A 26,272-nucleotide genomic window follows, 5' to 3' on the forward strand; every position below is an offset into this window, starting at 1 on the left:
ATGGCGATGGTCGCGTCTCGCGCGGGCGTGTCGGGACAGACCGTCTCACGCGTCGTCAACGACAGTCCGCGGGTCGATCCCGCCACACGTGAGCGTGTCGAGACCGCGATGGCCGAGCTCGGATATCGGCCCCATCGTGCGGCGCGCGCGCTGCGCACCGGGCGCTCGCAGACCATCGGTCTCGTCGTCACCACGCTCGCCACGGTCGGCAATTCGCGGATGCTGCAGGCGACCGCCGAGGCGGCCGCCGAACGCGGATACGCGCTCACGCTCGTGACGGCCGGTGACAGCGTCGCGGACGCGTTCGAACGCCTCTCGGAACAGGAGGTCGACGGGGCGATCGTGCTCAACGAGGCGTCGGCGCTCGTTCCCGCGGCCGACCGGCCCGCAGGTCTCCGGCTCGTCGTGGTCGATGCCCCGGCCACCGCCGACCTCGCCGTCGTGCACAGCGATCATGTCGGCGGGGCCGCAGCGGCGACCGCGCGTCTTCTCGAGATCGGGCACCCGACCGTGCACCATCTCGCGGGCCCCGCCGACTCGTTCGCCGCGGGTGAGCGCGAGCGGGGCTGGCGCGACACCCTCGTCGCCGCGGGTGTGGAGCCGCCGCCGATCGTGCGCGGCGACTGGACCGCGGAGGCGGGCTTTCTCGCGGGCGAGGCGCTGCTCGCGGCATCCGCCGTCTTCTGTGCCAACGACCAGATGGCGCTGGGGCTGCTGCGGGCGCTCGCCGACGCCGGGCGTCGGGTGCCGGAGGACGTCAGCGTGATCGGCTTCGACGATGTGCCGGATGCCGCGAACTACCGCCCGCCGCTGACGACGATCCGGCAGGACTTCACAGCCCTCGCGCATCGCGCTGTCGGCCTGCTCGTCGCAGAGATCGAGGGGACGCCCGGGGCCGAGGCATCCGCTGTCGTGCCGACCCTCCTGGTCGAGCGCGCCAGCACCCGCTGACCCGGTCTCGGCGCCCGCATCCGTTCTCGCGTCCGTCGGTGTCGCCGCCGCGTCTGTCGGTGTCGCATCCGTCGCCGTCGTCGTCGCCGCCGCGTCTGTCGCTGTCGCGGTGCGGGGTCAAAAGCGCACGGGGCCTGTGGTCGGGGTCAGTTCGGCATCGAGAGCGGCGGTTTCGGATGCGCAAGTGGCCCCGTCTGGCGTGGCGGCTGCGAAAGTGGCCCCGCCTGGCGTGATGGATGTGCCCGTTCTCCCGCACCCGATCCCCTGCATCGGTCGCCGCCGCGTCTGTCGCTGTCGCGGTGCGGGGTCGAAAGTGCACCGGGCCTGTGGTCGGGGTCAGTTCGGCATCGGTAACGGCAGTGGCGGATGCGCAAGTGGCCCCGCCTGGCGCGCGGGATGCGCCCGTTCTCCCGCACCCGATCCCCTGCATCTGTCGCCGCCGCGTCTGTCGCTGCCGCGGTGCGGGGTCGAAAGTGCACCGTGCCTGTGGTCGGGGTCAGTTCGGCATCGGTAACGGCAGTTTCGGATGCGCAAGTGGCCCCGTCTGGCGTGGCGGATGCGTAAGTGGCCCCGCACGGCGTGGCGGATGCGAAAGTGGCCCCGCCTGGCGCGCGGGATGCGCAAGTGGCCCCGTCTGGCGTGGCAGATGCGCAAGTGGCCCCGCCTGGCGCGCGGGATGCGCAAGTGGCCCCGCCTGCCACGCACGCCGAGCACGAGCGAGCGCATGCTTTTCGCCCCGTGTGGATCTCCGGCGCGGAGCGCGCTGAAGGAGAGCGTTTTCCACCGGTCCTTGCGTCCGGCCGCTCAGCATGGCATGCTGTCGGAAAGCGCTTACCCGCGCGGCCTCCATGCGGAGGACGCGGGCGACGGAGATAGAGAGAACGGATCAGCAATGTCACAGGCGACGACCCGCGAGATCGGGATCATCATGAACGGCGTCTCCGGGCGCATGGGCTACCGGCAGCACCTGGTGCGGTCGATCCTCGCGATCCGTGACGGGGGCGGCATCGAGCTGCCCGACGGATCCCGCATCACGGTGAAGCCGATCCTCGTCGGCCGCAACGAGGCGAAGCTCGCCGAGCTCGCCGCGAAGCACGGCATCGAGGACTACACGACCGACCTCGACGCAGCGCTGGCCGATCCGAAGTGGGAGATCTACGCCGACTTCCTCGTGACCAAGGCGCGCGCGTCGGCGCTGCGCAAGGCGATCGCGGCAGGCAAGGCGATCTACACCGAGAAGCCCACGGCGGAGTCGCTGGAGGAGGCTCTCGAGCTCGCGCGCCTCGCGGATGCCGCCGGCGTCAAGACCGGTGTCGTGCACGACAAGCTCTATCTTCCGGGTCTGCAGAAGCTCAAGCGCCTCATCGACTCCGGCTTCTTCGGCCGCATCCTGTCGGTCCGCGGCGAGTTCGGCTACTGGGTCTTCGAGGGCGACTGGCAGCCCGCGCAGCGCCCGAGCTGGAACTATCGCACCGAAGACGGCGGCGGCATCATCGTCGACATGTTCCCGCACTGGAACTACGTGCTCGAGAACCTCTTCGGCGAGGTCACGAGCGTGTACGCCCAGGCCGCGGTGCACATCGCTGACCGCTGGGACGAGAACGGGGAGCACTACACCGCCACCGCCGAAGATGCCGCGTACGGCATCTTCGAGATCGAGGGCGGCATCGTCGCCGAGATCAACTCCAGCTGGACCGTGCGCGTCAACCGCGACGAGCTGGTCGAGTTCCAGGTCGACGGCACCCACGGGTCTGCCGTGGTCGGCCTGTTCGGCGCCAAGATCCAGCCCCGCAACGCGACGCCGAAGCCGGTGTGGAACCCCGACCTCGAGGACTCCCACGACTACGACGCCGACTGGCAGGACGTCCCGACCAACGACGTGTTCCTCAACGGCTTCCGTCAGCAGTGGGAGGAGTACCTCGTCTCGTTCGTCGAGGGCACGACCTACCCGTTCGACCTGCTCTCGGGCGCGCGGGGCGTGCAGTTCGCCGAAGCGGGCCTGACCTCCAGCGCCGAGGGTCGCAAGATCGCTCTCTTGCCGCTCACGCTGGGCTGATCATGAGCACTCTCCGACTCCTCGACGCCGCGGGTGCGGTGACGGATGCCGAGCTGCACGAGGGCGGCGGGTACACACGACCCGCTGCCCCCCTGCAGAGTCGTGTGGCCTACGCCGCAGCCCACGTCGTGCCGAAGGTGCATGCCGACAACACCCCCGGCCGGCCCGCCGACATCGACTGGGATTCGACCCTCGCATTCCGTCGCAACGTGTACTCCTGGGGCCTCGGCGTCGCAGACGCCATGGACACCGCGCAGCGGAACATGGGGCTGGACGCCGCGGCGACCCGAGAGCTGATCGCTCGCAGCGCCGAGGTCGCCAGGGAGGAGGGCGGCTCGGCCGTGGTCGGCGTCAACACCGACCACATCGCCGAGTCGCACATCTCGCTCGACCAGGTCATCGACGCCTACACCGCACAGCTGCACTTCACCGAGGAGCAGGGGGCCGGCCCCGTGCTGATGGCCTCACGCCACCTCGCCCGCGTCGCAGAGAACGCCGACGACTACCGTCGCGTCTACCGGGCGGTGCTGGAGTCGGCCACCGTGCCGGTCGTGCTGCACTGGCTGGGCCCGGCTTTCGACCCCGAGCTCGCCGGCTACTTCACCTCGGCTTCGCCCAGTGCAGGCGGAGCCCCAGACGACTGGCAGGCGGCATCCGCTGTGCTTCTCGACATCATCGCCGAGAATCCCGGCAAGGTCGCAGGCGTGAAGATGAGCCTGCTGAACGCCGAGTCCGAGATCTCGGTGCGCGAGCGTCTGCACTCTCAGGACTCGACGCGGGGCGTGCGCATGTTCACGGGTGACGACTTCAACTACGTCGGGCTGATCGGCGGCGACACCGTGGGGCAGGGCGAGGGGCACTCCGACGCGCTTCTCGGTGCGTTCGCGGCGATCACCCCGGTGGCGTCCGCCGCGATCCAGGCGCTGGATGCCGGAGACCCGGCACGCTACCTCGAGATCCTCGGGCCGACCGAAGAACTGAGCCGTCAGGTGTTCGCGGCCCCGACCTTCTACTACAAGACGGGCGTCGCGTTCCTCGCGTGGCTCAACGGGCACCAGCCGGCGTTCCAGATGGTCGGCGGCCTGCATTCCGCACGGAGCCTGCCGCACCTGAGCCGCATCGTCGAGCTCGCGAACGCCTCGCTGGCGTTGGAGAATCCCGAACTCGCACGCGAGCGCTGGCACGGGATGCTGCGCCTGAACGGCGTCGACACCGGGAGCGTGGCGCGGTGACCGTCGATCCTCGCCTGTCGATCAACCAGGCCACGATCAAGCACGCCGACCTCGCGACCGCACTGCGGGTGACCGCGGATGCCGGTGTCCAGGCGATCGGTCTGTGGCGCGAGCCCGTGAACGAGGTCGGACTCGACGTCGCCGCGCGCATGCTCGCAGACTCGGGTCTGCGGTTCACGACGCACTGCCGCGGCGGGTTCTTCACCCTCCCCGAGGGGCCGGAGCGCGTCGCCGCACTCGACGACAACCGCCGTGCGATCGAGGAGACCGCGACCCTCGCCGCCGCCGGTGCCGACGGATCGACAGCCGTGCTGGTCCTGGTGGCGGGCGGACTGCCTGCGGGCTCCCGCGACCTCATCGGCGCACGCGAGCGGGTCCGCGACGCGATCGGCGCGCTCGCCCCCGATGCGGAGGCGGCGGGCGTGACGCTCGCGATCGAGCCGCTGCATCCGATGTATGCGTCCGACCGCGCGGTCGTCTCGACCCTCGGTCAGGCGCTCGACGTCGCCGCCGACTTCGATGCCGATGTCGTGGGCGCGGCGGTCGATACCTTCCACATCTGGTGGGATCCGCAGGTGCTCGAGCAGATCGCACGCGCCGGCCGCGAGGGCCGCATCGCGACCTACCAGGTGTGCGACTGGAAGACCCCGCTCGCCGCCGATGTGCTGCTGTCTCGCCACTACCCGGGCGACGGCGTGATCGACTTCGGCTCGCTCACTCGTGCGGTGATCGAGACCGGATACGACCGCGACATCGAGGTCGAGATCTTCCACGCCGACATCTGGGCGGATGCTCCCGACAACGTCGTGCGGCGCACGGCCGCCGCCTTCGCCGCCGCGGTCTCACCCCACCTCCGGTGACGGAGTCGTTCGCGGCGCCGCTCGAGGATGAACACATGACGAGGATTCGGCCGGGACTCTGCTCGGTGACCTTCCGGTCGCTGCCCGCAGAACGGGTGATCGAGCTCGCGGCGCAGGCGAGCCTCGAGATCATCGAGTGGGGCGCCGACGTGCACGTCGCCCCGGGCGATGTCGAGCGCGCCGCCGCCGTGGCGCAGATGACGACGGATGCCGGGTTGACATCGTGCTCGTACGGATCGTACTTCCGGGCGGGCGCAGACGAACCGCTCACGCCGATCCTCGACACCGCGGCGGCGCTCGGCGTCGATCGGGTGCGGGTCTGGGCCGGCGAGCTCGGGTCGGCGGAGGCGTCACCGGGGCATTGGGCGGATGTCGTCTCGCGCCTGCGCGACGCGACGGCGGAGTCGGCCGCACGCGGGATCGACCTGGCGCTGGAGTTCCACTCCGGCACTCTCGCCGACACGGCGCCGACGACGTTGCGCCTGCTCGCCGAGGTGGCCAGTCCCGCGCTCAGCACGTACTGGCAGCCGACGGTCGCGGCGAGTGTTGACGATGTGCTCGCCGAGTATCGGATGGTCGCCGCGCACACCAGCGCGGCGCACGTGTTCTCGTGGTGGCCCGCGCAGGAACGACGTCCGCTGCGGGCGCGGGACGCCCTCTGGACGCGCTTCTTCACCGAGGCGCTCTCCGCCCCGAGGCCGCCCCGCGAGGCGTTGCTCGAGTTCGTGCCGAACGACGACCCCGCGCTGCTGCCCGGCGAGGCGGCGGCCCTGCGCTCCTACCTCTCGAACTGATGGCCGACATCGCCGCGATCACGCGGGTGCGGGATACCGGTCCGCTCCCCGGTGCGGAGCCCGCCCCGCAGTATGCTCAGGGCATGAGTCAGCAGGAAAGCCCTTCCCGCGCGCGTCAGCCGCGCCACTCCCGAGGGGCGGCGCCGACCCTGCACGATGTGGCACGCGAGGCGGGAGTCTCGCTCGCGACGGCATCCCGCGTCCTCAACGGGTCGGAGCGCAAGGTCGCGGAGTCCTTCCGCGAGCGTGTGGAGCAGGCAGCCGCCGAACTCGGATACACCGCCAACGCCTCGGCGCAGGCGACCGCCCGCGGCAGCTCGCCGGTGATCGCCCTGCTCGTGGCCGACATCGCCGACCCGTACTTCGGTCTGATCGCCGCAGGAGTCGCGCGCGGCGCCGACGAGCAGGGACTGGTGGTGACGATCGCGATCACCGAACGCGACCCGGCCCGCGAGGCGCGCATCGTGCGTGCCTTGCGCGGACAGCGGCCCCAGGGACTGATCCTCGCCGCCTCCCGCACCGATGAGCCGACCGATTCCGACACCGCCCGTGAGCTCGCCGAGTATGCGCGCTTCGGCGGACGCGTCGTGACCTTCGGAGCGGGCAGCGCCGAGAACCGCCACGTCGAGATCGACAACCGCGCGGGCGCCGCAGCCCTCGGCCGGCGCATGGCGTCACTCGGCTACCGTTCGGCGATCGCGATCGGCGCCGCCGAGGGAGTGCTGACCTCCGATGAGCGTCTCGCCGGCTTCCGCGCCGGCTTCGAGTCGGGCGGCGGGAGCATCGACCGCGTGCTCCGGGGCGACTTCCGACGGGAGTCGGGAGCCCGCGCGATGTCCGACGCCCTCGAGCAGGGCGTCGAGCCTGGCACCCTCGTGTTCGGCATGAGCGACGTCGTCGCTATCGGCGCGATGGCGGCGATCCGCGACGCAGGACGCGAGATCGGCTCCGACATCGCGGTGTGCGGTTTCGACGACGTGCCCTCCAGCAGCGACGTGAGCCCGGCGCTGACGACCGTGCGCGTGCCGCTCAGCGAGGTCGGATACCAGGCCTTCCGCGCGACGGTCGACGCCGACTGGGAGCAGGCGCCGCTGCCGCTCGAGGTCACCGTGCGCGCGAGCACCCCCGGCCCCACCCGATGACCCGAGTGGTCCTCGCGCCCGACAGCTTCAAGGGCACGATCACGGCGGCGGATGCTGCGGCATCCCTCGCCAAGGGGTGGGCGTCGGTCGATCCCTCCGCGACGTTCGTGCACCGGCCGATGGCCGACGGGGGCGAAGGCACCGTGGCGGCGTTCGCGGCTGCCGTGCCGGGCGCTCGGAGGATGCCGGTCGCGGTCGACGGACCCACGGGCCACGTCGTCGATACGGGCTGGCTGCTGTTGCCGCCCACCGGCGAGACGCCCGGCGGCACCGCCGTCGTCGATCTCGCCTCGACCTCGGGGATCGAGCTGCTCGAGGAACTGCGGCCCTGGGACGCCGACACCACCGGTTTCGGGCAGGCGATCGTCGCCGCCCTCGATCATGGCGTCTCGCGCCTGGTGGTCGGCATCGGGTCCAGCGCGTCGACAGACGGGGGCACCGGGATGCTGACGGCCCTCGGCGCCCGATTCCTCGACGAGGGAGGGATCCCGGTCGCCCGCGGCGCGAGGGGACTCTCCGACATCGCCTCCGTCGATCTGTCGGGGCTGCGCGCCGCACCCGAGGTGCGGGTGCTCACCGACGTCACCAACCCGTTCATCGGCGATCGCGGAGCCGCGGCCGTGTTCGGCCCGCAGAAGGGGCTCGCCGCTGACGACATCGCCGGAGTGGATGCCGCGCTCGCGCGCCTCGCGACCCTGCTCGGCCTCGACCCGCAGCTCGCAGGCACGGGTGCGGCCGGCGGAACCGGGGGAGCACTCGTCGTGTGGGGGGCGACCCTCGCTCCCGGTGCGGCCGCGGTGGCTGAGCTGATCGGACTGGCGGATGCCATCGCCGACGCCGACGTGGTCATCACAGGGGAAGGGTCGTACGACGGGCAGTCCGGCGACGGCAAGGTGCCCTCGTTCATCGCGGGCATCGCGACCGAGGCCGGGGCGGCGCCCCTGCTCGCTGCCGGACGCATCACCGCCGACGCCGACGCGGGTGTCTTCGCGGCATCCGCATCGTTGACCGACCTCGCGGGGTCATCCGCCGCCGCGCTCGCCGAACCTGCGCGGTGGTTGCGCGAGGCTGGCGCCGTGCTCGCCCGCTCGCTCTGATCCGGCGCATCCGCATCCGGGCGCATCCGCCCACCAGGCGGGGTCGCCTGCGCATCGCGGATGCCGTGCGGGGTCACTTTCGCACCCCGGATGCCGGGCGGGGTCACTTTCGCACCGGGATCGGCCTATCGGGGTGTGTTTTTGACCCCGCGTGGAGTTCGACCCCGCCGGCGAGCTGTGCAGGAGCGTTTCGGCCCGGCGTTGGCCCCGCCCACCAGGCGGGGCCACCTGCGCATCGCGGATGCCGGGCGGGGCCACTTTCGCACCGGGGGTGCCGGGCGGGGTCACTTTCGCACGGGAATCGACCGACTCCGGTGCGAAAGTGACCCCGCACCCGTGGTGAGCGGGAACGCCCGCGCCGCACGCACCCGTGGGGAACGCGCACCCACGCCGCACGCACGCCCGCCCGCCCGCACAGGAACTTGTTCCCGCCCCCGGAAGCACTCTGCCCCCGCACGTGGTGACGTGCGGGGGCAGAGGCGGCGGGACGAGTGCGGGACTCAGCCTCCGAGAGCGGCCGACACCACGGCGCGGGCCTCGGCCTGCACCTCTGCGAGGTGCTCGGGTCCGCGCAGGCTCTCGGCGTACAGCTTGTAGACGTCTTCGGTGCCCGACGGGCGAGCGGCGAACCAGGCGTGCTCGGTCTGCACCTTCAGCCCGCCGATCGCGGCGCCGTTGCCCGGTGCGTGCGAGAGCTTGGCCGTGATGTCCTCGCCGGCGAGGGTCGTCGCCGTGACGGCATCCGGGGCCAGCTTGCCCAGCGTCGCCTTCTGCGCGGGCGTCGCCGGAGCGTCGACCCGCTGATAGGCCGAGGATCCGAAGGCCTGCTCGAGTTCGGCGTACCGCTCCGACGGCGTCTTGCCCGTGACGGCGATGATCTCCGCGGCGAGCAGGCACAGCAGGATGCCGTCCTTGTCGGTCGACCACACGGAGCCGTCGAACCGCAGGAACGACGCACCGGCCGACTCCTCGCCGCCGAACGCCACCGACCCGTCGAGCAGTCCGGGAACGAACCACTTGAAGCCCACGGGGACCTCGAGCAGGCGCCGACCGAGCGACTCGGCCACCCGGTCGATGATCATCGACGACACGAGGGTCTTGCCGATCGCGGCGTCGCGGGGCCACTCGGAGCGGTGCGAGAACAAGTAGTCGATCGCGACGGCCAGGTAGTGGTTGGGGTTCATCAGCCCGGCGTCGGGGGTGACGATGCCGTGGCGGTCGGCGTCGGCGTCGTTGCCGGTCAGCACGTCGAAGTCGCCCTTCTTGGCGACGAGCGAGGCCATGGCCGAGGGGGAGGACGGATCCATGCGGATCTTCTCGTCCCAGTCCAGCGTCATGAAACGCCAGGTGGGGTCGACCTCGGGGTTCACGACGGTGAGGTCGAGGTCGTACACCTCCTTGATGAGCGCCCAGTACTCCACGGACGCGCCGCCGAGGGGGTCGGCGCCGATGCGCACGCCGGCGTTGCGAATGGCATCCATGTCGATGATCGTCGCGAGGTCGCGCACGTAGGCGTCGCGGAAGTCGTAGCCCGGAATCGCATCCCAGTCGACGTCGGCGAAGCGCTCGCGCTTCACATCGACCAGTCCGCCGGCGATCAGCTCGTTGGCGCGGTCGGCGATCCACCCGGTCGCGTCGGTGTCGGCCGGTCCGCCGTGCGGCGGGTTGTACTTGAAGCCGCCGTCGCGCGGGGGGTTGTGGGAGGGGGTCACGACGATGCCGTCGGCACGGCCGGCGGCATCCGCGGGAAGGTCGCGATTGAAAGTGAGGATGGCGTGGCTGAGCGCAGGGGTCGGGACCCAGGCGTCGCGGGAGTCCACGCGGACGTCGACCCCGTTCGCGACCAGCACTTCGATGGCGCTGCGCTCGGCGGGCAGCGAGAGGGCGTGGGTGTCGCGACCGAGGAACAGGGGGCCGGTGATGCCCTGACCTGCGCGGTAGTCGACGATCGCCTGCGTCGTCGCGAGGATGTGGTTCTCATTGAAGCTGCCCGTGAGCGACGAGCCGCGGTGGCCGCTCGTGCCGAACGCGACCCTCTCGGCGGCGACGCCGGGGTCGGGGATGCGATCGTAATAGGCGGCGATCAGTTCGTCGACATCGATGAGGTCAGTTTCCTCCGCGGGGAGGCCGGCACGGCTCGTCATGCAGACAGTCTGCCCCCATCCGGGTCTGCGCGCATCTTCTGGGCGTCTGCGGGTGCCCTAAGGTGAAACGCGTGACTGCACGCCGCACCTACAGCTATCTCGGCCCCGCTGGAACGTTCACCGAAGCGGCACTCGATCAGGTCGCCGAGGCACGCGGTCAGGACCGGCGTGCCGTGCACAACGTGGGCGAGGCGCTGGCGGATGTGCTCGAGGGACGCAGCGACGCGGCGATGATCGCGATCGAGAACTCGATCGAGGGCGGTGTCTCGACCACGCAGGATGCTCTGGCCACCATGCCGGGTCTGCGGATCATCGGGGAATACCTGGTGCCGGTGAACTTCGTGCTGGTCGCCCCGCGCGGCACCGTGCTGTCAGACGTGCAGGTCATCGCCGCACACCCCGTGGCCTATGCGCAGTGCCATGGCTGGCTCGGCGCTCACCTGCCGACCCATTCCCATGTGCCCGCCGCGAGCAACGTCGCCTCGGCGATCGGGATGCTCGACGGGAGCCTCCCGGTGCAGGCGGCCATCGCCGCACCCGGCGTCGTGAAGCACCTCGACGTCGACGTCCTGGCGGAGGGGATCGGCGACAACGCGCAGGCCGTCACACGCTTCGTGCTCGTGACCCGCACCACCACGGCTCCCGCGCCGACCGGCGCCGACAAGACCTCGCTCATCGTCGAGCTCCCGAACGACCACCCCGGGTCGCTGCTCGAGATGCTCGAGCAGTTCTCGACGCGCGGCATCAACCTGTCGCTGATCCAGTCACGCCCGATCGGGGACGAACTCGGCCGCTACCGGTTCGTGATCGATGCCGACGGGCACATCGAGCACGAGCGCATGGCCGACGCGCTGCTCGGCATCCGTCGTTTCAGCCCGCGCGTGGTGTTCCTCGGGTCGTACCCGCGTGCCGATCGTCAGATCGTGCAGTACCCGGAGCGGTACTCCGACGAGATCTTCGTCGAGGCGCGCGACTGGCTGCGGGGGATCCTCTCGGGCGAGCCCGACACCTGAGCCTCGCGGCCGCCTCGCGTCGCTGCGCGTCCGCCTCGCGTCGCCGCGGTCGCGCGGCCGTCAGTGCTCTTGGAACCTCGGCCAGGCGCTGCCCGGCCGCATCCGCGCGTGCAGCGCGCCCTTCGCCGACTCGAGGGTCGGGTACACGCCGGATGCGGCGTCGGATCCCGCCATCACGACCGTGTAGCCCTCGTCGTCGTGGCGGACGCTGCCGACCACGCCGTTCGTGCCGTAGGCCACCCAGAGTGCCAGGGTCTTGGTGCTCATCATCGAACCCCTTCCGTTGAGGCTGACGCTACGCCTCGGGGCATCGGAATACCAGCCCCGCGGGACGTGTCGCGCTCACCTCCGCCCGTGTCGGTTCGGGTTCGCGTCACGATCCGCGATCTGCGCGGGGTCGATTTCGCATCGCGATCTGCGCGGGGTCACTTTCGCATCGGAAATGGCGCTTGGGGGTGCGGAAGTGGCCCCGCACAGACAGCCGGATGCGGAAGTGGCCCTACTCGGAGAGGGTGCGGAAGCGGAGGCTCGGGTAGTCGGGTAGCCGGGTAGTCGGGTAGCCGGGTAGTCGGGTAGCCGGTGGGTCGGCGGGTCAGTTTCGCATCGCGATCTGCGCGGGGTCGGTTTCGCATCGGAAAGGGCGCTTGGGGGTGCGGAAGTGGCCCCGCACAGACAGCCGGATGCGGAAGTGGCCCCGCTCGAAGAGTCGGAGGGCGACGGGCCGCGGCGGGCCGGGGCGAGGACGCGAGGGAGGAGAAGGCGGGAGTCAGCGGCGGGATGCCATCGCGTGCCGGATGCGCTCCAGCAGCGGCCGTGTGTCGGCGAGGTCGAGCTGGGTCACTCGGATGACGATCCATCCGAGACCCTCGAGTTCTCGCTGTCGCTGAATATCGCGCCGCCACTGGTCGCGGCTGGTGCGGTGGCCATCGCCCTCGTACTCGATCGCGATCCTGAGGTCGGGATAGGCGAGATCGCTTCGCGCGATGAGCACGCCGTTCTCGTGGATCTCGTGCTGTACGACGGGTTCGGGAAGACCGCCCGTGACGAGGGCCAGCCGCGTCTCGGTCTCCTTCGGCGATTCCACTCCATCACGTGTGCGGGACAGCGCATCTCGGATTCGTCGGGAACCGGGAAAGCGGACCCAGGCCTGCAGACGCTGCTCGATGTCGGCCGTGGTGAGCGTCGGACGCCCCACCCGCAGCCCGGGGTAGTTGTCCGCCGTGGTGATAATGGCGTCGAGCGCGATGACCACCTGATCGTCGGTCAGCGTCCCCGCGCACATGAACAGCGCCGTGACCGGATCGACGAGCGGGATCTCGCCGATCCGCCAGGGATCCGCGCGTCCCTCTGCCAGGCGTAGGCCGGTGACGCCGTGGCTGCGGACGCGGGCCGAACCGGTCGCCACGACCACGGTGATCGGTGCATCGATGCTCCACTTGCCGGGATGCGGATACCCCCACACCCGCATCGCCGTCTCCCCGCCGATGAGCTGACCGCGTCGAAGCCGCGGTGCGAGCGCGGCCACGCGCTCGAGCGCCGTCTCCGCCGTCGTGATCGACCGGACCCCGCGGAACGGACGGTCGAGATCACGTGCGGCCAGGCGACCACGGCCTACACCTGAGGCCGCAGCCTGCCGCACGGTGAAATGGCGGGCGAGTTCGTCGGGCAGGAGTATCCGATGGCGCATCCGACCAGCATGGACACTTGACGCAGCGCTCGGGCATCCTCGTCGCCGGATTTCCGGGGAATGTGAATAAGTCGCGCCTGTGGACAGCATCCGCGGGCAGGTCGTGAGTCGATCGCTTCGGGGCCGGTGGGGTGCGGGGTCATTTCCGCATCCGGCTGCCGGCGCGGGGCCACTTCTGCATCCAGCGATCGGTGCGGGGTCACTTCTGCACCCGGTGATCGGTGCGGGGTCACTTCCGCATCCCCAAGCGACGTTTCGGGTGCGAAATTGACCCCGCCTGGATGCGGGCGGACGTCCGGCCGGACGCCGTGCAGGCGCTCCGCGAGAACGTCGGACGCGAGAACGTCGGACGCGAGAACGTCGGACGGGAGAACGTCGGACGGGAGGACGCCGGACGGGCCCGCCGGACGGACGCCGGACGGGCCCTCCCGACCGGACGAGCCCTAGGCCGCACGGACCGCTCCGGTCCGGGCAGGCGTACCGGACCGGCCGAGCCCTACGCCGCGGCGGCGATGAGCTCGAGTGTCTGAGCGCGACCGGCGGCGCTGTCGCGCGGCTCGGACTCGTACGCCCCGGCGACCGGCGACAGCATGACCTCGTCGACGCCGTGCTTCGTGGCGAACTCTCGCACCTCGGCGGCGACCGAGTCACCGGTGCCGACGAACCACCGCGAACGCGCAGCCTCGACGACCTGGTCGGTCGCGGCATCCGTCTCGGCGGCCAGTGCCTCTTCGACGGTCTCGAGCGCGACCAGCGGCTTGTTCAGGCGCAGCCTCGCCATCATGCGCAGCTGCGGCAGGGCGCGGGCCTCGGCCTCTTCCTGCGTGGGCGAGGCCACGGCGTTCACGGTGAGGAACGTCTGCGGCTCGGGGTGCTCCTCGCTCGGCTGGTAGCCGGTGCGGTAGAGATCGAGGGCTCGCTCGAGACCCTGCCCCGAGAAGTGGTTCGCGAACACGTAGGGCAGTCCGTGCGACGCGGCGAGCTGGGCCGAGTAGTCGCTCGATCCGAGCAGCCACACCACGGGGGCGCCGGTCGCAGCCGGGGTGGCCCGCACGGTGTATTCGCCGCCGGAGGTGAAACGCAGCGACGCGCCGTCGCCCGACACGAGGGCGCCGATGTCCTGCACATGGCGGGGGAACTGCTCGACGTCGCTGGTGGTGCCCGATCCGCGCAGCAGCTGGGTGATCACGGGGTCGCTGCCGGGTGCGCGACCCAGGCCGAGGTCGATGCGTCCGGGGGCGATGGCCTCGAGCGCGGCGAACTGCTCGGCCACGATGAGCGGCGCATGATTGGGCAGCATGACGCCGCCGGACCCGAGACGGATCTTCGACGTGCGCATCGCCGCAGCCGCGATCAGCACCGGGGGAGTGGTGGATGCCACGGCGGGCATGTTGTGGTGCTCCGCGAACCAGAAGCGGCGATAGCCGAGTCGGTCGGCGACGGCCGCGAGGGACAGGGAGGCCGTGATGGCCTCGGCGCTGGTCTGCCCGGTACGCACCGGGACGAGGTCGAGAACGGAGAGAGCAGTCACCCCGGTCTCAACGCCGGGCGACAGCGGCGCATTCCCGACGGCGGAACGGATGCGGAACGGTGACGCGTGAGAGGGAGGCGACGCGTGGGGCGGGTCGCGACGCCCGCCCCACGCGCGCGCTCAGGCGTCGATGGCCTGAGGGCGCTCCGCCGATTCCACGGTGATCTTGCGCGGCTTCGCTCGTTCGCTCACCGGGATGATCACCGACAGCACACCGCTCTCATACGAGGCGCTGATGCCGTCGAGGTCGACGCCGTCGCCGAGGGTGAACTGACGCAGGAACGACCCGGCACCGCGTTCGCGGGCGAGCCAGCGCGCGCCGTCGCGGGTGTCGGCTGTGCGCTGGGCGCGGATCGTGAGCTGGCCCCCGTCGAGGTCGACGTCGATCGACCCGGGATCGACGCCCGGCAGATCGGCGTGCAGGATGTAGCGGTCGCCGTCGCGATAGAGGTCCACCGGCATCAGCCGGGGAGCGCGACCGGAGTCCAGCACGCTCGCGGCGAAGCGATCGAGCTGGCTGAAGGGATCGAAGGTCAGTGCCATGAGGTTTCTCCTTTCGAGCGGCCCAGGAGGGCGGATGGGTGATGCAGATAATCTGCATCAGTTGGTGTAGATTTTTTATAGAACAAATCTCAGAACACCGCAAGTCGATCGAAGGGATCTCGACGCATGATCCGCCGCGACCCCCGCACGCCCCTGTACGGCATCGCCGTCGCCGCGCAGCTCGTGGACCTCCCCGAGGCAACCCTGCGCCTGTTCGAGAGCAGGGGGCTGCTGACGCCGGCCCGCAGCGAGGGGGGAACCAGGCGGTACAGCGAGGACGACATCGATCGTCTGCGTCGTGCAGCGGAACTGCGCGACGACGGCATCAACATCGTCGGCATCGCCCGCGTCCTCGCACTGCAGGACGAGAACGTCGGCCTACGCGCGGCGTTGGGCGATGCGGCGTCGACCGACTGAGGGATGCGTGCACCGACGATCCGCCCAGTAGCGTGAGGGCATGGATGCGGAGATCTTCTACGTGCTGGTCGGTGCTGTCATCGTGGCGGCCATCGCCCGATGGCGAGGGTGGCCGGCGCCGCTGCTCGTGACGGTGGTCGCGCTCGCGGCATCCTTCCTGCCGTTCGTGCCCGATGTCGAGATCGACGGGCACCTGCTGCTGAACCTCGTGCTGCCGCCGCTGCTGTACTCGGCGGCGCTCGACGTCTCGTTCGTCGGCTTCAAGCGCAGCCTGCCCCAGATCCGCCGACTCGGGATCACGCTCGTGCTGCTCACCTCGGTCGCCGTGGGACTCGTCGCGTGGTGGATCCTGCCCTCGCTCACCCTGCCGGGCGCCCTGCTGCTCGGGGCGATCGTGGCTCCGCCCGATGCCGTCTCGGCGGCCGCGATCGGCCGCAAGCTCGGGCTTCCGCGTCGCATCATGACGGTGCTGTCGGGTGAGAGCCTGATCAACGACGCGACCTCGCTGACCCTGTACCGGGTGTTCGCGGCGATCATCGCCGGCGCCACGGTGGGCATCGTCGACGGCATCGGCCAGTTCCTGATGGCCGTCGGGGTCGGCGTCGCGATCGGTCTCGTGTTCGGCATCGTGCTGCACCAGCTGCGCATGCGCATCAATGACGCCGTCGTGATCGGCACGTTCGGGCTGCTCGCCCCCTTCGGCGCCTACGCGATCGCCGAGCACCTGCTGGGTTCGGGTGTGCTCGCGGTGGTCGCGATGGGCCTCTACGTCGGATACAACTCTCCCCGTACCGACTACACGACCCGCCAGCAGGAGAAGCCGTTGTGGCTGTCGGCGGACCTGCTGCTCGAGAGCTTCGTCTTCGCGTACATCGGTCTGCAGTTCCCCCGGGTGCTCAGCGACCTCGGTGGCGAGGAGGTGGGCCGCATCCTGCTGCTGTCGGGCGCCGTGCTGCTGGTCGTCCTCGTCATGCGACCCCTGTACGTCTACCCGGCGAACCTGTGGGCGAACCGGCAGGACCGGCGCCGGCTGGAACGTTGGGATCGCTCCGTCGCCTCGGGCGCCTTCGAAGCGCGTCGCCGTGAGTCGAAACGCTGGAAGCAGTACACCCCCGAAGAGCTGCGGTCCCAGATCGTGCGCGATCGCATGGCGGGGCTCCAGCTGACGTGGAAGGACAATGCGGTGATCTCGTGGGCGGGGATGCGTGGCGTGGTCACGCTCGCGACCGCGCTCGCCGCGGCCGATCTCGCGGCCCTCGACACCGAGCCGTCGCACGCGATCGTCGTCGTCGCCTTCATCGTGACGGTCGGCACCCTGCTGCTGCAGGGCCTCACGCTGCCGCTGCTGATCCGCGGGCTCGGCATCGCCAGCGATGTCGAGGACGAGGACGACGAGAGGGCGATCGCCGACATCAGGGCCAAGAGCCGCGAGGCGGGGATGGCGTTCCTCGCCGAGAAGCGCGTCGAGTGGGAGGCCAAGTACGGCGCGGTGGACCTCAGCGTGTTCGACGCCTTCACCAAGCGCATGACCCGGGTCGAGAAGGACACCGATGAGGCGCAGGAGGTCGAGGATGCGGCGGCGCGGCCCTCGTACGACGACCTCGTCGCCCTGTCTCGGGGGTGGTTGCAGGTGCGCCGCGACATCCTGCTGTCCGAACGCGATGCCGGCAACCTCGACGAAGAGGTCATGCGCGAGCTGATGACCGCGATGGACGCTGAGGAGCTCGCGCTCGACACCCGTGGTGCCACGCGTCAGCAGGGTCGCGCGTAGCGCAGGTCGCCGCATGCACGAACGCCCCGCCCGAGGTGGGCGAGGCGTCCGGTCGGTGCCGTGGTGCGGGCCGGCGAGCGGTGCGGGTCAGCGAGTGCCGACGGGCGCGTTCTCGGATGCCGCGGCATCCGCCTCGTCGTCGTCCGAGTCGTCAGCGAACGGCAGTCCCTCGCGGGGCGCGTTGTAGAGCTCCTCGTCGAGGATGCCCTCGCGCTTGGCCACGATCGCGGGGACGAGCGCCTGGCCGGCGACGTTGACCGCGGTGCGGCCCATGTCGAGGATCGGGTCGATCGCGAGCAGCAGGCCGACACCTTCGAGAGGAAGCCCGAGGGTCGACAGCGTGAGGGTGAGCATGACGGTCGCCCCGGTGGTGCCTGCCGTGGCTGCGGAGCCGACGACCGAGACCAGCACGATCAGCAGGTACTGCACGAAGTTCAGCTCGATGCCGAAGAACTGCGCGACGAAGATCGCGGCGATGGCCGGGTAGATCGCCGCGCATCCGTCCATCTTCGTGGTCGCGCCGAACGGCACGGCGAACGAGGCGTACGAGCGGGGCACGCCGAGGTTGCGCTCGGTCACGCGCTCGGTCAGGGGCAGTGTGCCGATCGAGGAGCGGCTGACGAAGCCGAGCTGCACGGCGGGCCACACGCCCGAGAAGTACTGCCTGATCGACAGCCCGTGCGTCTTGACGAGCACCGGGTAGACGACGAACAGCACGAGTGCGAGGCCGATGTAGACCGCGATCGCGAACCAGCCGAGGGCCGCGAGCTTCTCCCAGCCGTACTTGACGACCGCGGCGCCGATGAGTCCGAACGTGCCGATCGGGGCGATGCGGATGATCCACCACAGCACGCGCTGGATGACCTTGAGCAGCGACTCGGTGAAGGCGAGGAAGGGCTCGGCCTTCTTGCCCGCCTTGAGCGCGGCGATGCCGACCGCGACGGCGACGACGATGACCTGCAGGATGTTGAAGTTCACGCTCGAGCTGAACGTGCCGTCGGTGGCGCCGGGGTTGGTGCTCACGCTGAGACCGAGGAAGTTCTGCGGGATCAGACCCAGCAGGAAGTTCCACCAGGTGCCCACCGTGTATGGGTCGCTGGGCTCGAGGCCCTCGCCGGCACGCGAACCGGGCTGCAGCACGAGGCCGAGCGTGATGCCGATGATCACGGCGATGAACGCGGTGATCGCGAACCACAGCAGGGTCTGGCCCGCGAGGCGAGCGGCGTTCTGCACCCGACGCAGGTTCGAGATGCTGGCCACGATCGCGGTGAAGATCAGCGGTACGACGGCGGCGCGCAGCAGCGTGACGTAGGAGCTGCCGATCGTGTCGAGGGTGGCGGACAGGCCGTTCGGGCTGTCGGCCGTGGCGCCGAGCTGGCGGGCGATCAGGCCTGCGGCGATGCCGAGGACGAGGGCGGCGAGGATCTGGAAGCCGAACGACGTCAGCAGCTTCCGGACGGGACCTCGGGTGTCTGGCGCCTTCGTGGGGCGGGCGGTGGTGCTCATGGGGTGGGGACTCCAGGATCGGTGCGCGCCGTGTGCACGCTATAACGCTCAACGCTATGAGGGCGTGCGAATTCCGAGGCCGACATGACGAAGGATGACGGATGCCGCGGCATCCGTCATCCTTCGTCAGCCGACCGACCTCACTGGGTGAAGCCGCACTCCTCCACGTTGTCCCGGAGGATCTTCGTGGTCAGATCCTTCTCCTTCTCGTTCGCCTGCTTGTCCTCACCGTTCGCGATGTAGCCGAGGGTCTCATTGCTGAGGTCGGAGTCGACGAGCTTCTCGGCGAAGCACTGGGCGACGTCGTCGGTCACGACATCGCCGAGGCCCTGGTCTTCGTACACCTGCTGGATGCCATCGGCGACGTCATCGGCAGAGGGGCGCGAGGCGCCACCGCAGGCGGCGAGCGAGAAGGCGAGGGCCGCGATGGGCAGGGCCATGAGGATGCGGGAAGAAGTGCGCTGGGTGCGGTCGTTGAGGGTCATGGTCACGACGCTAGCGGCCCACAGGGAATTCATAGTGGGGGTTGCATGGGGAGGAGTCCCCACCCTCTCGTGCTGTGCCCGGCGCCCTCGCTCTGCCACGATGGCCTCATGTTCATCGTGACGACCAACGACGTGCCGGGCTACCGCATCACCCAGGTGCTGGGTGAGGTGATGGGTCTGACCGTGCGCTCGACCGACTTCGGTCAGGGGTTCACCGCCGGATTCCGCTCGCTCGGCGGCGGCGAGATCCCCGAGTACACGCAGGTCATGCACGAGGCCCGCCAGGTGGTGATGCAGCGGATGTGGGATCAGTCCCTGCAGCGGGGTGGCAACGCGATCGTCGCGATGCGGTTCGACGCGGGATCGATCGCCAACTTCACCGAGATCTGCGCGTACGGCACCGCCGTCGTGGTCGAGCCCCTCGCGCCGGCGGCTTCCGCGCCGCAGCCGCCGCAGCCGCAGCAGGCCTGACGCCGGCCGGCTAGGCGAGCACCAGCAGGTCGCCGACCTCGCAGGCGAGCGCGTCGCAGATCGCCCGAAGCGTGGAGTAGCGGATCGCCCGCGCCCTGTCGTTCTTCAGCACCGACAGGTTGACGATGCTGACGCCCACGCGGGTGCTCAGCTCGGTGAGCGTCATGCCGCGTTCCGCGAGCAGCTCGTCGAGTCGGCAGTGGATGCCGGTGAGCTCGTCGTCGTTCTCCGCCGGGCTCATACGAGGCCCCGGTTGTCGTCGGCGAGCATCTCGTTCTCGCGCTGCAGGGCGTCGCGTTCCTGCTGCAGGCGCAGCCCGTGGCGGAACACCGCGGCCAAGGCCGCGAGCATGAGCGCTCCCGCGAACGGCAGCGGCGTCACCGTCAGCTGGTAGACCGACGGATACCACGCGTAGTCGTCGGGCGCGAAGACCTCGCGCAGCGCCGTCGTCGCGGCGATGCCCTGGAGCAGGTCCGAGGCGATCCCGAACACCAGCACGGCGATCGCGCCGCCCGTGAGCGCCCGGGTGATCGTGCGGGAGAATCCGCGGCCCCGCACGGTGTTGACGCAGATGAGCCACAGCATCACGATGGGGGTCGTCGCGAGCGCCAACCCGCTGATCTGCGCCGCTGCCGCGAGCAGTCGGAGTCCGAGTGAGGCGTTGGCGACCGTGAAGTCCGAGAGCGACTCTGATCCGCACCGGAGCATCGCGGACGTGCCGTTCTCTTCGTCGGAGCACGGGAGGTCGGTGGGCCAGGGCACGGAGACGAGGGAGGTGCCGCCCAGCTCGGCCCAGTTCACCGTGAAGGCCTTGACGACGAAGATGACGAGGCTGACGGCTGAGAGGACGATCCACAGTCCCGTGATCGCGAGAGTGGCGTCGAGCGCGATGGTTTTGCTGCCACGCAGTCGGCCGACGAGCACGATCAGGCCGATGATCGCGGCGAACACTCCGAGCGCGATGCCCATGTTCGCGAGGGATGAGTCGAGTGTCTCCGATCCGAACGTGAACATCAGACGAGTCCCTTCGTGTCGTTCGCGAGCGCGGTGTTCGTCTTCTGCAGGCGGATGCCCTGGCGGAACGCCGCGGCGATGAGACCCACGGCGACACCGGTCGCGAAGATCGGCACGATCGACCAGAACTCGATCGGGTGCACGGGTCCGCCGCCCTCCAGGCCCACGGCCGCCGACACTCCGTTGAGGCCGACGTTCTCGAGCATCACGATCAGCATCGGCGCGAGCACCAGAGTCCATCCGATCGTGTCGAAGGCCCGAGCGTTCGAGCGCACGAAGAAGCGTCCGCGGAGGAAGTTCCCGGCGACGACCATGATCCCGACGATGACGATCAGCGGAGCGATCGCCCAGAGCGCCAGCGAGCCGATGATCGCCGCCGTCGACACGGCATCCACCCCGGTCGCGAACACCATCGCGTGCTGCGCGATCCCCTGCACGGAGACCGCCCCGGAGTCGACCGTGGCGTCGATCGGCTGCTCATCGATGGGGATCGACCAGGCGATGCCCTGGTCTCGGAAGGTCGAGAGGACGCGGAGGACCGTGCTGATCGCCGTGACGATCACGGCGGCGGCGCCGAAGAGGATGACGGTGATCGCGTCGGCGCTCTGCGACCTGGTGGGAGTCGTCGCGAGCCCGCTCATCAGACGAGGCCTTCCGTGTCGCGCTGCAGGCGGTCGCCGATCACGAAGACCGTGCTGGTGAGTGCGAAGACGAACGCCGCGAGCACGAACGTGAAGGGCTCGACGCTGATCACGGCGTTCTCGACACCGTTGCCGGTGATGCGGGCGACGGTCGCGTTGGCCAGCATGTTGTCGAAGAAGCGCACCGCGGCGAAGCCGAAGAGCCCGGTGACTCCGGCCGTCGCGACGAGGACGGTGTTGCGACCGCTGAAGACGCGGCCGGTGAGCACGCTCCGGGCGAGCAGGATCAGGCATCCGATCACGATGACGATCGTCAGGATCTGGGCGATCTGCGCGATGATGCCGGGCACGATCGCGATCATCGGCAGCTCAGGCGCCGTGATGACGGCGCTGTCGAGGCCGACCGCGATGCTGTCGCCGGTGCTGAGCGGCAGGTCGACCGGGGTCTTCGAGCCGATGAACTCGACGAGCACGGGGACGTCGACGCCGCGGGCGAGTTCGATGATCCGGATGATCGAGAACACGGTGATGTAGGCGGCGATCGCGACGCCGGCGATGCAGAAGCCGATCAGCGCCCCCCTGTCGCCGAGGGAGATCGTGCGGTTCTTCGTCGAGGTCATCATCCACTCCTTATCGTTGATCGTTATTACCGATAATCGTTAACATATCGACTGTCGATATGTGCGTCAACCCCGCCCGCATCCGCGGCGCTGCGAGGGGCCGTCACGCCGCTATGCCGACGGCGAACACGGGCATACTGCCTCCGCACGGTGGTTACTCTCGATGTACAGGCGCGGAGACCGTCGAGGGATCCTCGCTTCGCCCCAGTGCGAATAAGGAGTCACAGCATGTTCGAGAGATTCACGGACCGAGCCCGTCGAGTGGTCGTCCTCGCCCAAGAAGAGGCGAAGATGCTCAACCACAACTACATCGGCACCGAGCACATCCTGCTCGGCCTCATCCACGAGGGTGAGGGTGTCGCAGCCAAGGCACTCGAAAGCCTCGGCATCTCCCTTGACGCCGTCCGCGAGCAGGTTCAGGACATCATCGGACAGGGCCAGCAGCAGCCCACCGGTCACATCCCGTTCACGCCGCGCGCCAAGAAGGTGCTCGAGCTCAGCCTCCGCGAGGCTCTGCAGCTCGGTCACAACTACATCGGCACCGAGCACATCCTGCTCGGTCTCATCCGCGAGGGCGAGGGTGTCGCAGCCCAGGTCCTGGTCAAGCTCGGCGCCGACCTCAACAAGGTCCGCCAGCAGGTCATCCAGCTCCTCTCCGGAGCACCAGGACGCGAGCCCGCGGCCGTCGGTGCGCAGTCGAACGACACCCCGAGCGCCCAGGGCGGCTCGCAGGTGCTCGACCAGTTCGGCCGCAACCTCACGCAGGCCGCGCGCGACAACAAGCTCGACCCGGTGATCGGGCGCGAGAAGGAGATCGAGCGGGTCATGCAGATCCTGTCTCGTCGCTCCAAGAACAACCCCGTCCTGATCGGCGAGCCCGGCGTCGGCAAGACCGCCGTCGTCGAGGGCCTCGCTCAGGCGATCGTCAAGGGCGATGTGCCCGAGACGCTGAAGGACAAGCAGCTCTACTCGCTCGACCTCGGCTCGCTCATCGCCGGATCCCGCTACCGCGGTGACTTCGAGGAGCGCCTCAAGAAGGTCACCAAGGAGATCCGCACGCGCGGCGACATCATCGTCTTCATCGACGAGATCCACACCCTCGTGGGTGCGGGTGCCGCCGAAGGCGCGATCGACGCGGCGAGCATCCTCAAACCGCTGCTCGCCCGTGGAGAGCTCCAGACCATCGGTGCCACCACGCTCGACGAGTACCGCAAGCACTTCGAGAAGGATGCCGCTCTCGAGCGCCGCTTCCAGTCGATCCAGGTGAACGAGCCGAGCCTCCCTCACACGATCAACATCCTCAAGGGACTGCGCGACCGGTACGAGGCGCACCACAAGGTGCAGATCACCGACGGCGCCATCGTCGCGGCCTCGAACCTCGCCGACCGTTACGTGTCGGACCGGTTCCTGCCCGACAAGGCCATCGACCTGATCGACGAGGCGGGCGCCCGCCTGCGACTGTCGATCCTGTCGTCGCCGCCGGAGCTGCGCGAGTTCGACGAGAAGATCGCCAAGGTCCGCGAGCAGAAGGAAGTCGCCTCCGAGGACCAGGACTTCGAGAAGGCCGCATCGCTGCGCGACGAGGAGAAGAGCCTCCTCGCGGAGCGGCTCCGCCTCGAGAAGCAGTGGCGCTCGGGCGACGTCGCGACCGCTGCGGTCGTCGACGAGGGTCTGATCGCCGAGGTGCTCGCACAGGCCACCGGCATCCCGGTCTTCAAGCTGACGGAAGAGGAGTCCTCGCGACTCGTCTTCATGGAGAAGGCGCTGCACCAGCGCGTCATCGGTCAGGAGGAGGCCATCGCGGCACTCTCCAAGACCATCCGTCGTCAGCGCGCCGGCCTCAAGGACCCGAAGCGTCCCTCGGGCTCGTTCATCTTCGCCGGCCCCACGGGTGTCGGAAAGACCGAGCTCGCCAAGGCGCTCGCCGAGTTCCTGTTCGACGACGAGGCCGCTCTCATCTCGCTCGACATGAGCGAGTTCGGTGAGAAGCACACCGTCTCCCGTCTGTTCGGCGCCCCTCCCGGGTTCGTCGGATTCGAAGAGGGCGGCCAGCTCACCGAGAAGGTGCGTCGCAAGCCGTTCAGCGTGGTGCTGTTCGACGAGATCGAGAAGGCCCACCCGGACATCTTCAATTCGCTCCTGCAGATCCTCGAAGAGGGTCGTCTGACCGACGGTCAGGGACGCATGATCGACTTCAAGAACACCGTCATCATCATGACCACCAACCTCGGTGCTCGTGACATCGCGGGCGGTCCGGTCGGCTTCCAGATCGAGGGCGTCAACTCGACCAGCTACGAGCGGATGAAGGGCAAGGTCAACGAGGAGCTCAAGCGCAACTTCAAGCCCGAGTTCCTCAACCGTGTCGACGACATCATCGTGTTCCCGCAGCTGTCGAAGAGCGAGCTCGTGCAGATCGTCGATCTGTTCACGAAGCGGCTCGGAGAGCGTCTGCTCGACCGCGACATGACGATCGAGCTCTCGCAGACGGCCAAGGAGCGTCTCATCGAGATCGGGTTCGATCCGGCACTCGGTGCCCGCCCGCTGCGTCGCGCGATGCAGCACGAGGTCGAGGACCGCCTGTCGGAGAAGATCCTGCACGGCGAGCTCAACCCCGGCGACCACGTGAAGGTCGATGCGAAGGACGGCGAGTTCCTGTTCGAGCACGGTCCCCGTGGCGAGAAGGTCGCTGTCGGCGTGAACACCGGTGGAGAGATCTCGGCCACCCCCGACCTGGCGGTCGCCAGCGGGGAGTGATCCCGGTCTGAATCAGAAGGGGCGGATGCGAGCTGCATCCGCCCCTTCTGCGTGTCCGGGGGTTCTCGGCGCTCCGCGCGGACTCAGGGTCTCGGGGGTGGCGGGTTCTAGGCTTGACGACGTGAGTGAGTACATCGTCCGTCCGGCGCGCAGCGCGGACATCGTCGGCATCCGCAACCTGCTGCAGCCGATGGTCGAGCAGCGGATCCTCCTCGGCAAGGATCTCGCCGTCCTCTACGGCGCGGTGCAGGAGTTCGTCGTGGCCGAAGCCGACGGGGAACTCATCGGGTGCGGTGCACTGCACGTGTTCTGGGAGGACCTCGGCGAGGTGCGCACTCTGCTCGTCCGAGAGGACTGGCTGCACCACGGCGTCGGCGGAGCCATCGTGGGGCGTCTCGAAGACCAGGCGCGGGTGCTCGGTCTCAGCCGGCTGTTCTGCCTCACGTTCGAGGTCGACTTCTTCGGCCGTCGTGGTTACACGCCCATCGGCGAGCAGGTCGTCGACTCCGATGTGTACTCGCAGCTGCTGCGCAGCGGGGATGCGGGAGTCGAGGAGTTCCTCGACCTCGCCCACGTCAAGCCGAATACGCTCGGCAACACCAGGATGCTCAAGGCCCTCAACTAACCTGGGATCATGCCCCGTCAGTCCGCCGCCGTCTACCGTCGTCGGCGTCTGGTGACCCTTGTCGCGGTGATCCTGCTCCTGGCGGTGATCGCCGCCGCCGTGTGGGCTCTGGTCGCTCGTCCCTGGGCGAGTGCGACGGATGCCGGGCCGGCGCCGACCTCGTCGGCGACCTCCAGCGCGCCGCCGTCGGCCTCGCCGGACGCGACCCCGTCGGAGTCTCCCGCACCCGAGCCGTCGGCGGAGGAATCGCCGGGGCTCGTCGCGTGCGAGGCGGGCGATGTCGAGGTCGCCGCCGTCACGGATGCCGAGTCCTACCCGGCCGGTGTCCTGCCGCAGCTGTCGATCTCGCTGACGAACCGCGGCTCGACGGACTGCGCGATCGACGTCGGGTCTACGACGCAGCGGTTCACCGTGTCGAGCGGCTCCGACGTGTGGTGGACATCGACCGACTGCCAGGAGAATCCGAGCAGCATGATCGCCACCCTCGCCGCGGGCGCCACCGTGACGAGCAAGGTGCCGGTGACCTGGGATCGCACCCGGTCGAGCGTCGAGACCTGCGCGGACGAGAACCGTCCGCGCGCTCCCGGAGGTGGAGCCTCGTACCATGTGTCGGTCGAGATCGGCGGCTTCAAGGGCGCGAGCACCGCTCAGATCCTGCTCTACTGAGCGGTCAGGCGCGTCGCTGGTCGAATGCGGCAATGGCCGAAGGTCTCGAATACCGACCTGCACTCAGTTTCGGGCTGACACTGTCCGATATTTGGGATACCATTGGGGTGACCCTCGCAGACTTGCGGCGCATGCCATCCCCAATGGCGTCGAGCTCAGCGTCCCCAGCGCTTCGACATGCCGCCCGAGGGTCCGAGGGCCCTCCCGAGTACCCCAGTCCCCAATGGATGACTCGAGAGGGCCCCACTTCTT

At 69.5% G+C, this 26,272-nt stretch carries 25 protein-coding genes; 14 read left to right on the forward strand and 11 right to left on the reverse strand.

What is annotated here, in order from left to right; translation table 11 throughout:
* From FQ142_RS03755 to FQ142_RS03785, 7 genes are all read left to right on the forward strand, one after another.
* The gene (locus tag FQ142_RS03755; protein ID WP_149422669.1) at positions 1-951 is read left to right on the forward strand and encodes a LacI family DNA-binding transcriptional regulator; all 951 of its coding nucleotides are present in this window, start codon (positions 1-3) and stop codon (positions 949-951) included.
* A gap of 892 nt (positions 952-1,843) precedes the next feature.
* Positions 1,844-3,007 carry a Gfo/Idh/MocA family protein gene (locus FQ142_RS03760; protein ID WP_149422269.1) on the forward strand — a complete coding sequence of 388 codons (1,164 nt, stop codon included), beginning with the start codon at positions 1,844-1,846 and terminating at the stop codon, positions 3,005-3,007.
* A gap of 2 nt (positions 3,008-3,009) precedes the next feature.
* Complete coding sequence (locus FQ142_RS03765) at positions 3,010-4,239, forward strand: dihydrodipicolinate synthase family protein (protein ID WP_149422270.1); 1,230 nt, start codon at positions 3,010-3,012, stop codon at positions 4,237-4,239.
* Positions 4,236-5,099: a sugar phosphate isomerase/epimerase family protein gene (locus FQ142_RS03770; RefSeq protein WP_149422271.1), complete on the forward strand. Its 864-nt coding sequence runs from the start codon at positions 4,236-4,238 to the stop codon at positions 5,097-5,099. Before FQ142_RS03765 ends, FQ142_RS03770 begins: the two co-directional genes overlap by 4 nt.
* A gap of 35 nt (positions 5,100-5,134) precedes the next feature.
* On the forward strand, positions 5,135-5,893 hold the full coding sequence (locus FQ142_RS03775; RefSeq protein WP_149422272.1) for a sugar phosphate isomerase/epimerase family protein: 759 nt from the start codon (positions 5,135-5,137) through the stop codon (positions 5,891-5,893).
* 83 nt (positions 5,894-5,976) lie between these two features.
* Entirely contained in the window at positions 5,977-7,035 is a 1,059-nt protein-coding gene (locus FQ142_RS03780; protein ID WP_149422273.1) for a LacI family DNA-binding transcriptional regulator, read from the forward strand.
* Positions 7,032-8,132, forward strand: coding sequence for a glycerate kinase (locus FQ142_RS03785; RefSeq protein WP_149422274.1), 1,101 nt, complete (start codon positions 7,032-7,034; stop codon positions 8,130-8,132). Before FQ142_RS03780 ends, FQ142_RS03785 begins: the two co-directional genes overlap by 4 nt.
* A gap of 500 nt (positions 8,133-8,632) precedes the next feature.
* Here FQ142_RS03785 and pgm read toward each other — a convergent pair whose 3' ends face one another.
* On the reverse strand, positions 8,633-10,276 hold the full coding sequence (gene pgm / locus FQ142_RS03790; protein WP_149422275.1) for a phosphoglucomutase (alpha-D-glucose-1,6-bisphosphate-dependent): 1,644 nt from the start codon (positions 10,274-10,276) through the stop codon (positions 8,633-8,635).
* 62 nt (positions 10,277-10,338) lie between these two features.
* Here pgm and pheA point away from each other — a divergent pair, with 62 nt between their 5' ends.
* Complete coding sequence (pheA, locus tag FQ142_RS03795; RefSeq protein WP_149422276.1) at positions 10,339-11,289, forward strand: prephenate dehydratase; 951 nt, start codon at positions 10,339-10,341, stop codon at positions 11,287-11,289.
* Between the two features lie 60 nt (positions 11,290-11,349).
* Here the strand turns inward: pheA and FQ142_RS03800 are convergent, their stop codons facing one another.
* The 4 genes from FQ142_RS03800 to FQ142_RS03815 form a co-directional block, all read right to left on the reverse strand.
* On the reverse strand, positions 11,350-11,556 hold the full coding sequence (locus tag FQ142_RS03800; RefSeq protein ID WP_235564067.1) for a methyltransferase: 207 nt from the start codon (positions 11,554-11,556) through the stop codon (positions 11,350-11,352).
* Between the two features lie 499 nt (positions 11,557-12,055).
* Entirely contained in the window at positions 12,056-12,976 is a 921-nt protein-coding gene (locus FQ142_RS03805) for an endonuclease domain-containing protein (protein WP_149422277.1), read from the reverse strand.
* Between the two features lie 496 nt (positions 12,977-13,472).
* Complete coding sequence (locus tag FQ142_RS03810) at positions 13,473-14,507, reverse strand: LLM class flavin-dependent oxidoreductase (protein ID WP_262492045.1); 1,035 nt, start codon at positions 14,505-14,507, stop codon at positions 13,473-13,475.
* 120 nt (positions 14,508-14,627) lie between these two features.
* Positions 14,628-15,050, reverse strand: a complete 423-nt coding sequence (locus FQ142_RS03815) for an Hsp20/alpha crystallin family protein (protein WP_149422279.1) — start codon at positions 15,048-15,050, stop codon at positions 14,628-14,630.
* A gap of 126 nt (positions 15,051-15,176) precedes the next feature.
* Between FQ142_RS03815 and FQ142_RS03820 the strand changes: the two genes are divergently transcribed.
* Both FQ142_RS03820 and FQ142_RS03825 read left to right on the forward strand, forming a co-directional pair.
* Positions 15,177-15,467: a MerR family transcriptional regulator gene (locus FQ142_RS03820; protein WP_149422280.1), complete on the forward strand. Its 291-nt coding sequence runs from the start codon at positions 15,177-15,179 to the stop codon at positions 15,465-15,467.
* 40 nt (positions 15,468-15,507) lie between these two features.
* Positions 15,508-17,238 carry a cation:proton antiporter gene (locus FQ142_RS03825; RefSeq protein ID WP_149422281.1) on the forward strand — a complete coding sequence of 577 codons (1,731 nt, stop codon included), beginning with the start codon at positions 15,508-15,510 and terminating at the stop codon, positions 17,236-17,238.
* Positions 17,239-17,325: 87 nt separating this feature from the next.
* On the opposite strand, the gene FQ142_RS03830 is transcribed toward FQ142_RS03825, so the two are convergent.
* Entirely contained in the window at positions 17,326-18,744 is a 1,419-nt protein-coding gene (locus FQ142_RS03830) for a dicarboxylate/amino acid:cation symporter (RefSeq protein WP_149422282.1), read from the reverse strand.
* Between the two features lie 140 nt (positions 18,745-18,884).
* On the reverse strand, positions 18,885-19,229 hold the full coding sequence (locus FQ142_RS03835; protein ID WP_149422283.1) for a hypothetical protein: 345 nt from the start codon (positions 19,227-19,229) through the stop codon (positions 18,885-18,887).
* 108 nt (positions 19,230-19,337) lie between these two features.
* On the opposite strand from FQ142_RS03835, the gene FQ142_RS03840 reads away from it, so the two are divergent.
* Positions 19,338-19,700 carry a YbjQ family protein gene (locus tag FQ142_RS03840; RefSeq protein ID WP_149422284.1) on the forward strand — a complete coding sequence of 121 codons (363 nt, stop codon included), beginning with the start codon at positions 19,338-19,340 and terminating at the stop codon, positions 19,698-19,700.
* A 10-nt stretch (positions 19,701-19,710) separates the two neighbouring features.
* Here the strand turns inward: FQ142_RS03840 and FQ142_RS03845 are convergent, their stop codons facing one another.
* From FQ142_RS03845 to FQ142_RS03860, 4 genes are read right to left on the reverse strand one after another with little or no spacing between them, the layout of a single operon-like run.
* Positions 19,711-19,941: a helix-turn-helix domain-containing protein gene (locus tag FQ142_RS03845; protein ID WP_045253663.1), complete on the reverse strand. Its 231-nt coding sequence runs from the start codon at positions 19,939-19,941 to the stop codon at positions 19,711-19,713.
* Positions 19,938-20,714, reverse strand: coding sequence for a hypothetical protein (locus FQ142_RS03850; RefSeq protein WP_149422285.1), 777 nt, complete (start codon positions 20,712-20,714; stop codon positions 19,938-19,940). Before FQ142_RS03850 ends, FQ142_RS03845 begins: the two co-directional genes overlap by 4 nt.
* Positions 20,714-21,355, reverse strand: coding sequence for a hypothetical protein (locus tag FQ142_RS03855; protein ID WP_149422286.1), 642 nt, complete (start codon positions 21,353-21,355; stop codon positions 20,714-20,716). Before FQ142_RS03855 ends, FQ142_RS03850 begins: the two co-directional genes overlap by 1 nt.
* Positions 21,355-21,975, reverse strand: a complete 621-nt coding sequence (locus FQ142_RS03860) for a hypothetical protein (protein ID WP_149422287.1) — start codon at positions 21,973-21,975, stop codon at positions 21,355-21,357. The genes FQ142_RS03855 and FQ142_RS03860 overlap by 1 nt, the downstream gene beginning before the upstream one ends.
* Before the next feature lie 228 nt (positions 21,976-22,203).
* On the opposite strand from FQ142_RS03860, the gene FQ142_RS03865 reads away from it, so the two are divergent.
* From FQ142_RS03865 to FQ142_RS03875, 3 genes are all read left to right on the forward strand, one after another.
* Positions 22,204-24,729: an ATP-dependent Clp protease ATP-binding subunit gene (locus tag FQ142_RS03865; RefSeq protein WP_056415517.1), complete on the forward strand. Its 2,526-nt coding sequence runs from the start codon at positions 22,204-22,206 to the stop codon at positions 24,727-24,729.
* Between the two features lie 121 nt (positions 24,730-24,850).
* A complete protein-coding gene (locus FQ142_RS03870) occupies positions 24,851-25,354 on the forward strand; it encodes an amino-acid N-acetyltransferase (protein WP_149422288.1) in 504 nt (167 codons plus the stop codon).
* 9 nt (positions 25,355-25,363) lie between these two features.
* Positions 25,364-26,020 carry a hypothetical protein gene (locus tag FQ142_RS03875; RefSeq protein ID WP_149422289.1) on the forward strand — a complete coding sequence of 219 codons (657 nt, stop codon included), beginning with the start codon at positions 25,364-25,366 and terminating at the stop codon, positions 26,018-26,020.
* Positions 26,021-26,272: the final 252 nt, after the last annotated feature.

This window comes from Microbacterium sp. ANT_H45B, assembly GCF_008369345.1.
Taxonomy (GTDB): Bacteria; Actinomycetota; Actinomycetes; order Actinomycetales; family Microbacteriaceae; genus Microbacterium.

What these genes read in the sequence shown, in the direction of transcription:
- FQ142_RS03755 (WP_149422669.1), top strand. Translation starts at nt 1, where the DNA reads ATGGCGATGGTCGCGTCTCGCGCGGGCGTGTCGGGACAGACCGTCTCA.
- FQ142_RS03760 (WP_149422269.1), top strand. Translation starts at nt 1,844, where the DNA reads ATGTCACAGGCGACGACCCGCGAGATCGGGATCATCATGAACGGCGTC.
- FQ142_RS03765 (WP_149422270.1), top strand. Translation starts at nt 3,010, where the DNA reads ATGAGCACTCTCCGACTCCTCGACGCCGCGGGTGCGGTGACGGATGCC.
- FQ142_RS03775 (WP_149422272.1), top strand. Translation starts at nt 5,135, where the DNA reads ATGACGAGGATTCGGCCGGGACTCTGCTCGGTGACCTTCCGGTCGCTG.
- FQ142_RS03780 (WP_149422273.1), top strand. Translation starts at nt 5,977, where the DNA reads ATGAGTCAGCAGGAAAGCCCTTCCCGCGCGCGTCAGCCGCGCCACTCC.
- FQ142_RS03785 (WP_149422274.1), top strand. Translation starts at nt 7,032, where the DNA reads ATGACCCGAGTGGTCCTCGCGCCCGACAGCTTCAAGGGCACGATCACG.
- pgm (WP_149422275.1), bottom strand. Translation starts at nt 10,276, where the DNA reads ATGACGAGCCGTGCCGGCCTCCCCGCGGAGGAAACTGACCTCATCGAT.
- FQ142_RS03800 (WP_235564067.1), bottom strand. Translation starts at nt 11,556, where the DNA reads ATGAGCACCAAGACCCTGGCACTCTGGGTGGCCTACGGCACGAACGGC.
- FQ142_RS03805 (WP_149422277.1), bottom strand. Translation starts at nt 12,976, where the DNA reads ATGCGCCATCGGATACTCCTGCCCGACGAACTCGCCCGCCATTTCACC.
- FQ142_RS03815 (WP_149422279.1), bottom strand. Translation starts at nt 15,050, where the DNA reads ATGGCACTGACCTTCGATCCCTTCAGCCAGCTCGATCGCTTCGCCGCG.
- FQ142_RS03820 (WP_149422280.1), top strand. Translation starts at nt 15,177, where the DNA reads ATGATCCGCCGCGACCCCCGCACGCCCCTGTACGGCATCGCCGTCGCC.
- FQ142_RS03825 (WP_149422281.1), top strand. Translation starts at nt 15,508, where the DNA reads ATGGATGCGGAGATCTTCTACGTGCTGGTCGGTGCTGTCATCGTGGCG.
- FQ142_RS03830 (WP_149422282.1), bottom strand. Translation starts at nt 18,744, where the DNA reads ATGAGCACCACCGCCCGCCCCACGAAGGCGCCAGACACCCGAGGTCCC.
- FQ142_RS03835 (WP_149422283.1), bottom strand. Translation starts at nt 19,229, where the DNA reads ATGACCCTCAACGACCGCACCCAGCGCACTTCTTCCCGCATCCTCATG.
- FQ142_RS03840 (WP_149422284.1), top strand. Translation starts at nt 19,338, where the DNA reads ATGTTCATCGTGACGACCAACGACGTGCCGGGCTACCGCATCACCCAG.
- FQ142_RS03845 (WP_045253663.1), bottom strand. Translation starts at nt 19,941, where the DNA reads ATGAGCCCGGCGGAGAACGACGACGAGCTCACCGGCATCCACTGCCGA.
- FQ142_RS03850 (WP_149422285.1), bottom strand. Translation starts at nt 20,714, where the DNA reads ATGTTCACGTTCGGATCGGAGACACTCGACTCATCCCTCGCGAACATG.
- FQ142_RS03855 (WP_149422286.1), bottom strand. Translation starts at nt 21,355, where the DNA reads ATGAGCGGGCTCGCGACGACTCCCACCAGGTCGCAGAGCGCCGACGCG.
- FQ142_RS03860 (WP_149422287.1), bottom strand. Translation starts at nt 21,975, where the DNA reads ATGACCTCGACGAAGAACCGCACGATCTCCCTCGGCGACAGGGGGGCG.
- FQ142_RS03865 (WP_056415517.1), top strand. Translation starts at nt 22,204, where the DNA reads ATGTTCGAGAGATTCACGGACCGAGCCCGTCGAGTGGTCGTCCTCGCC.
- FQ142_RS03875 (WP_149422289.1), top strand. Translation starts at nt 25,364, where the DNA reads ATGCCCCGTCAGTCCGCCGCCGTCTACCGTCGTCGGCGTCTGGTGACC.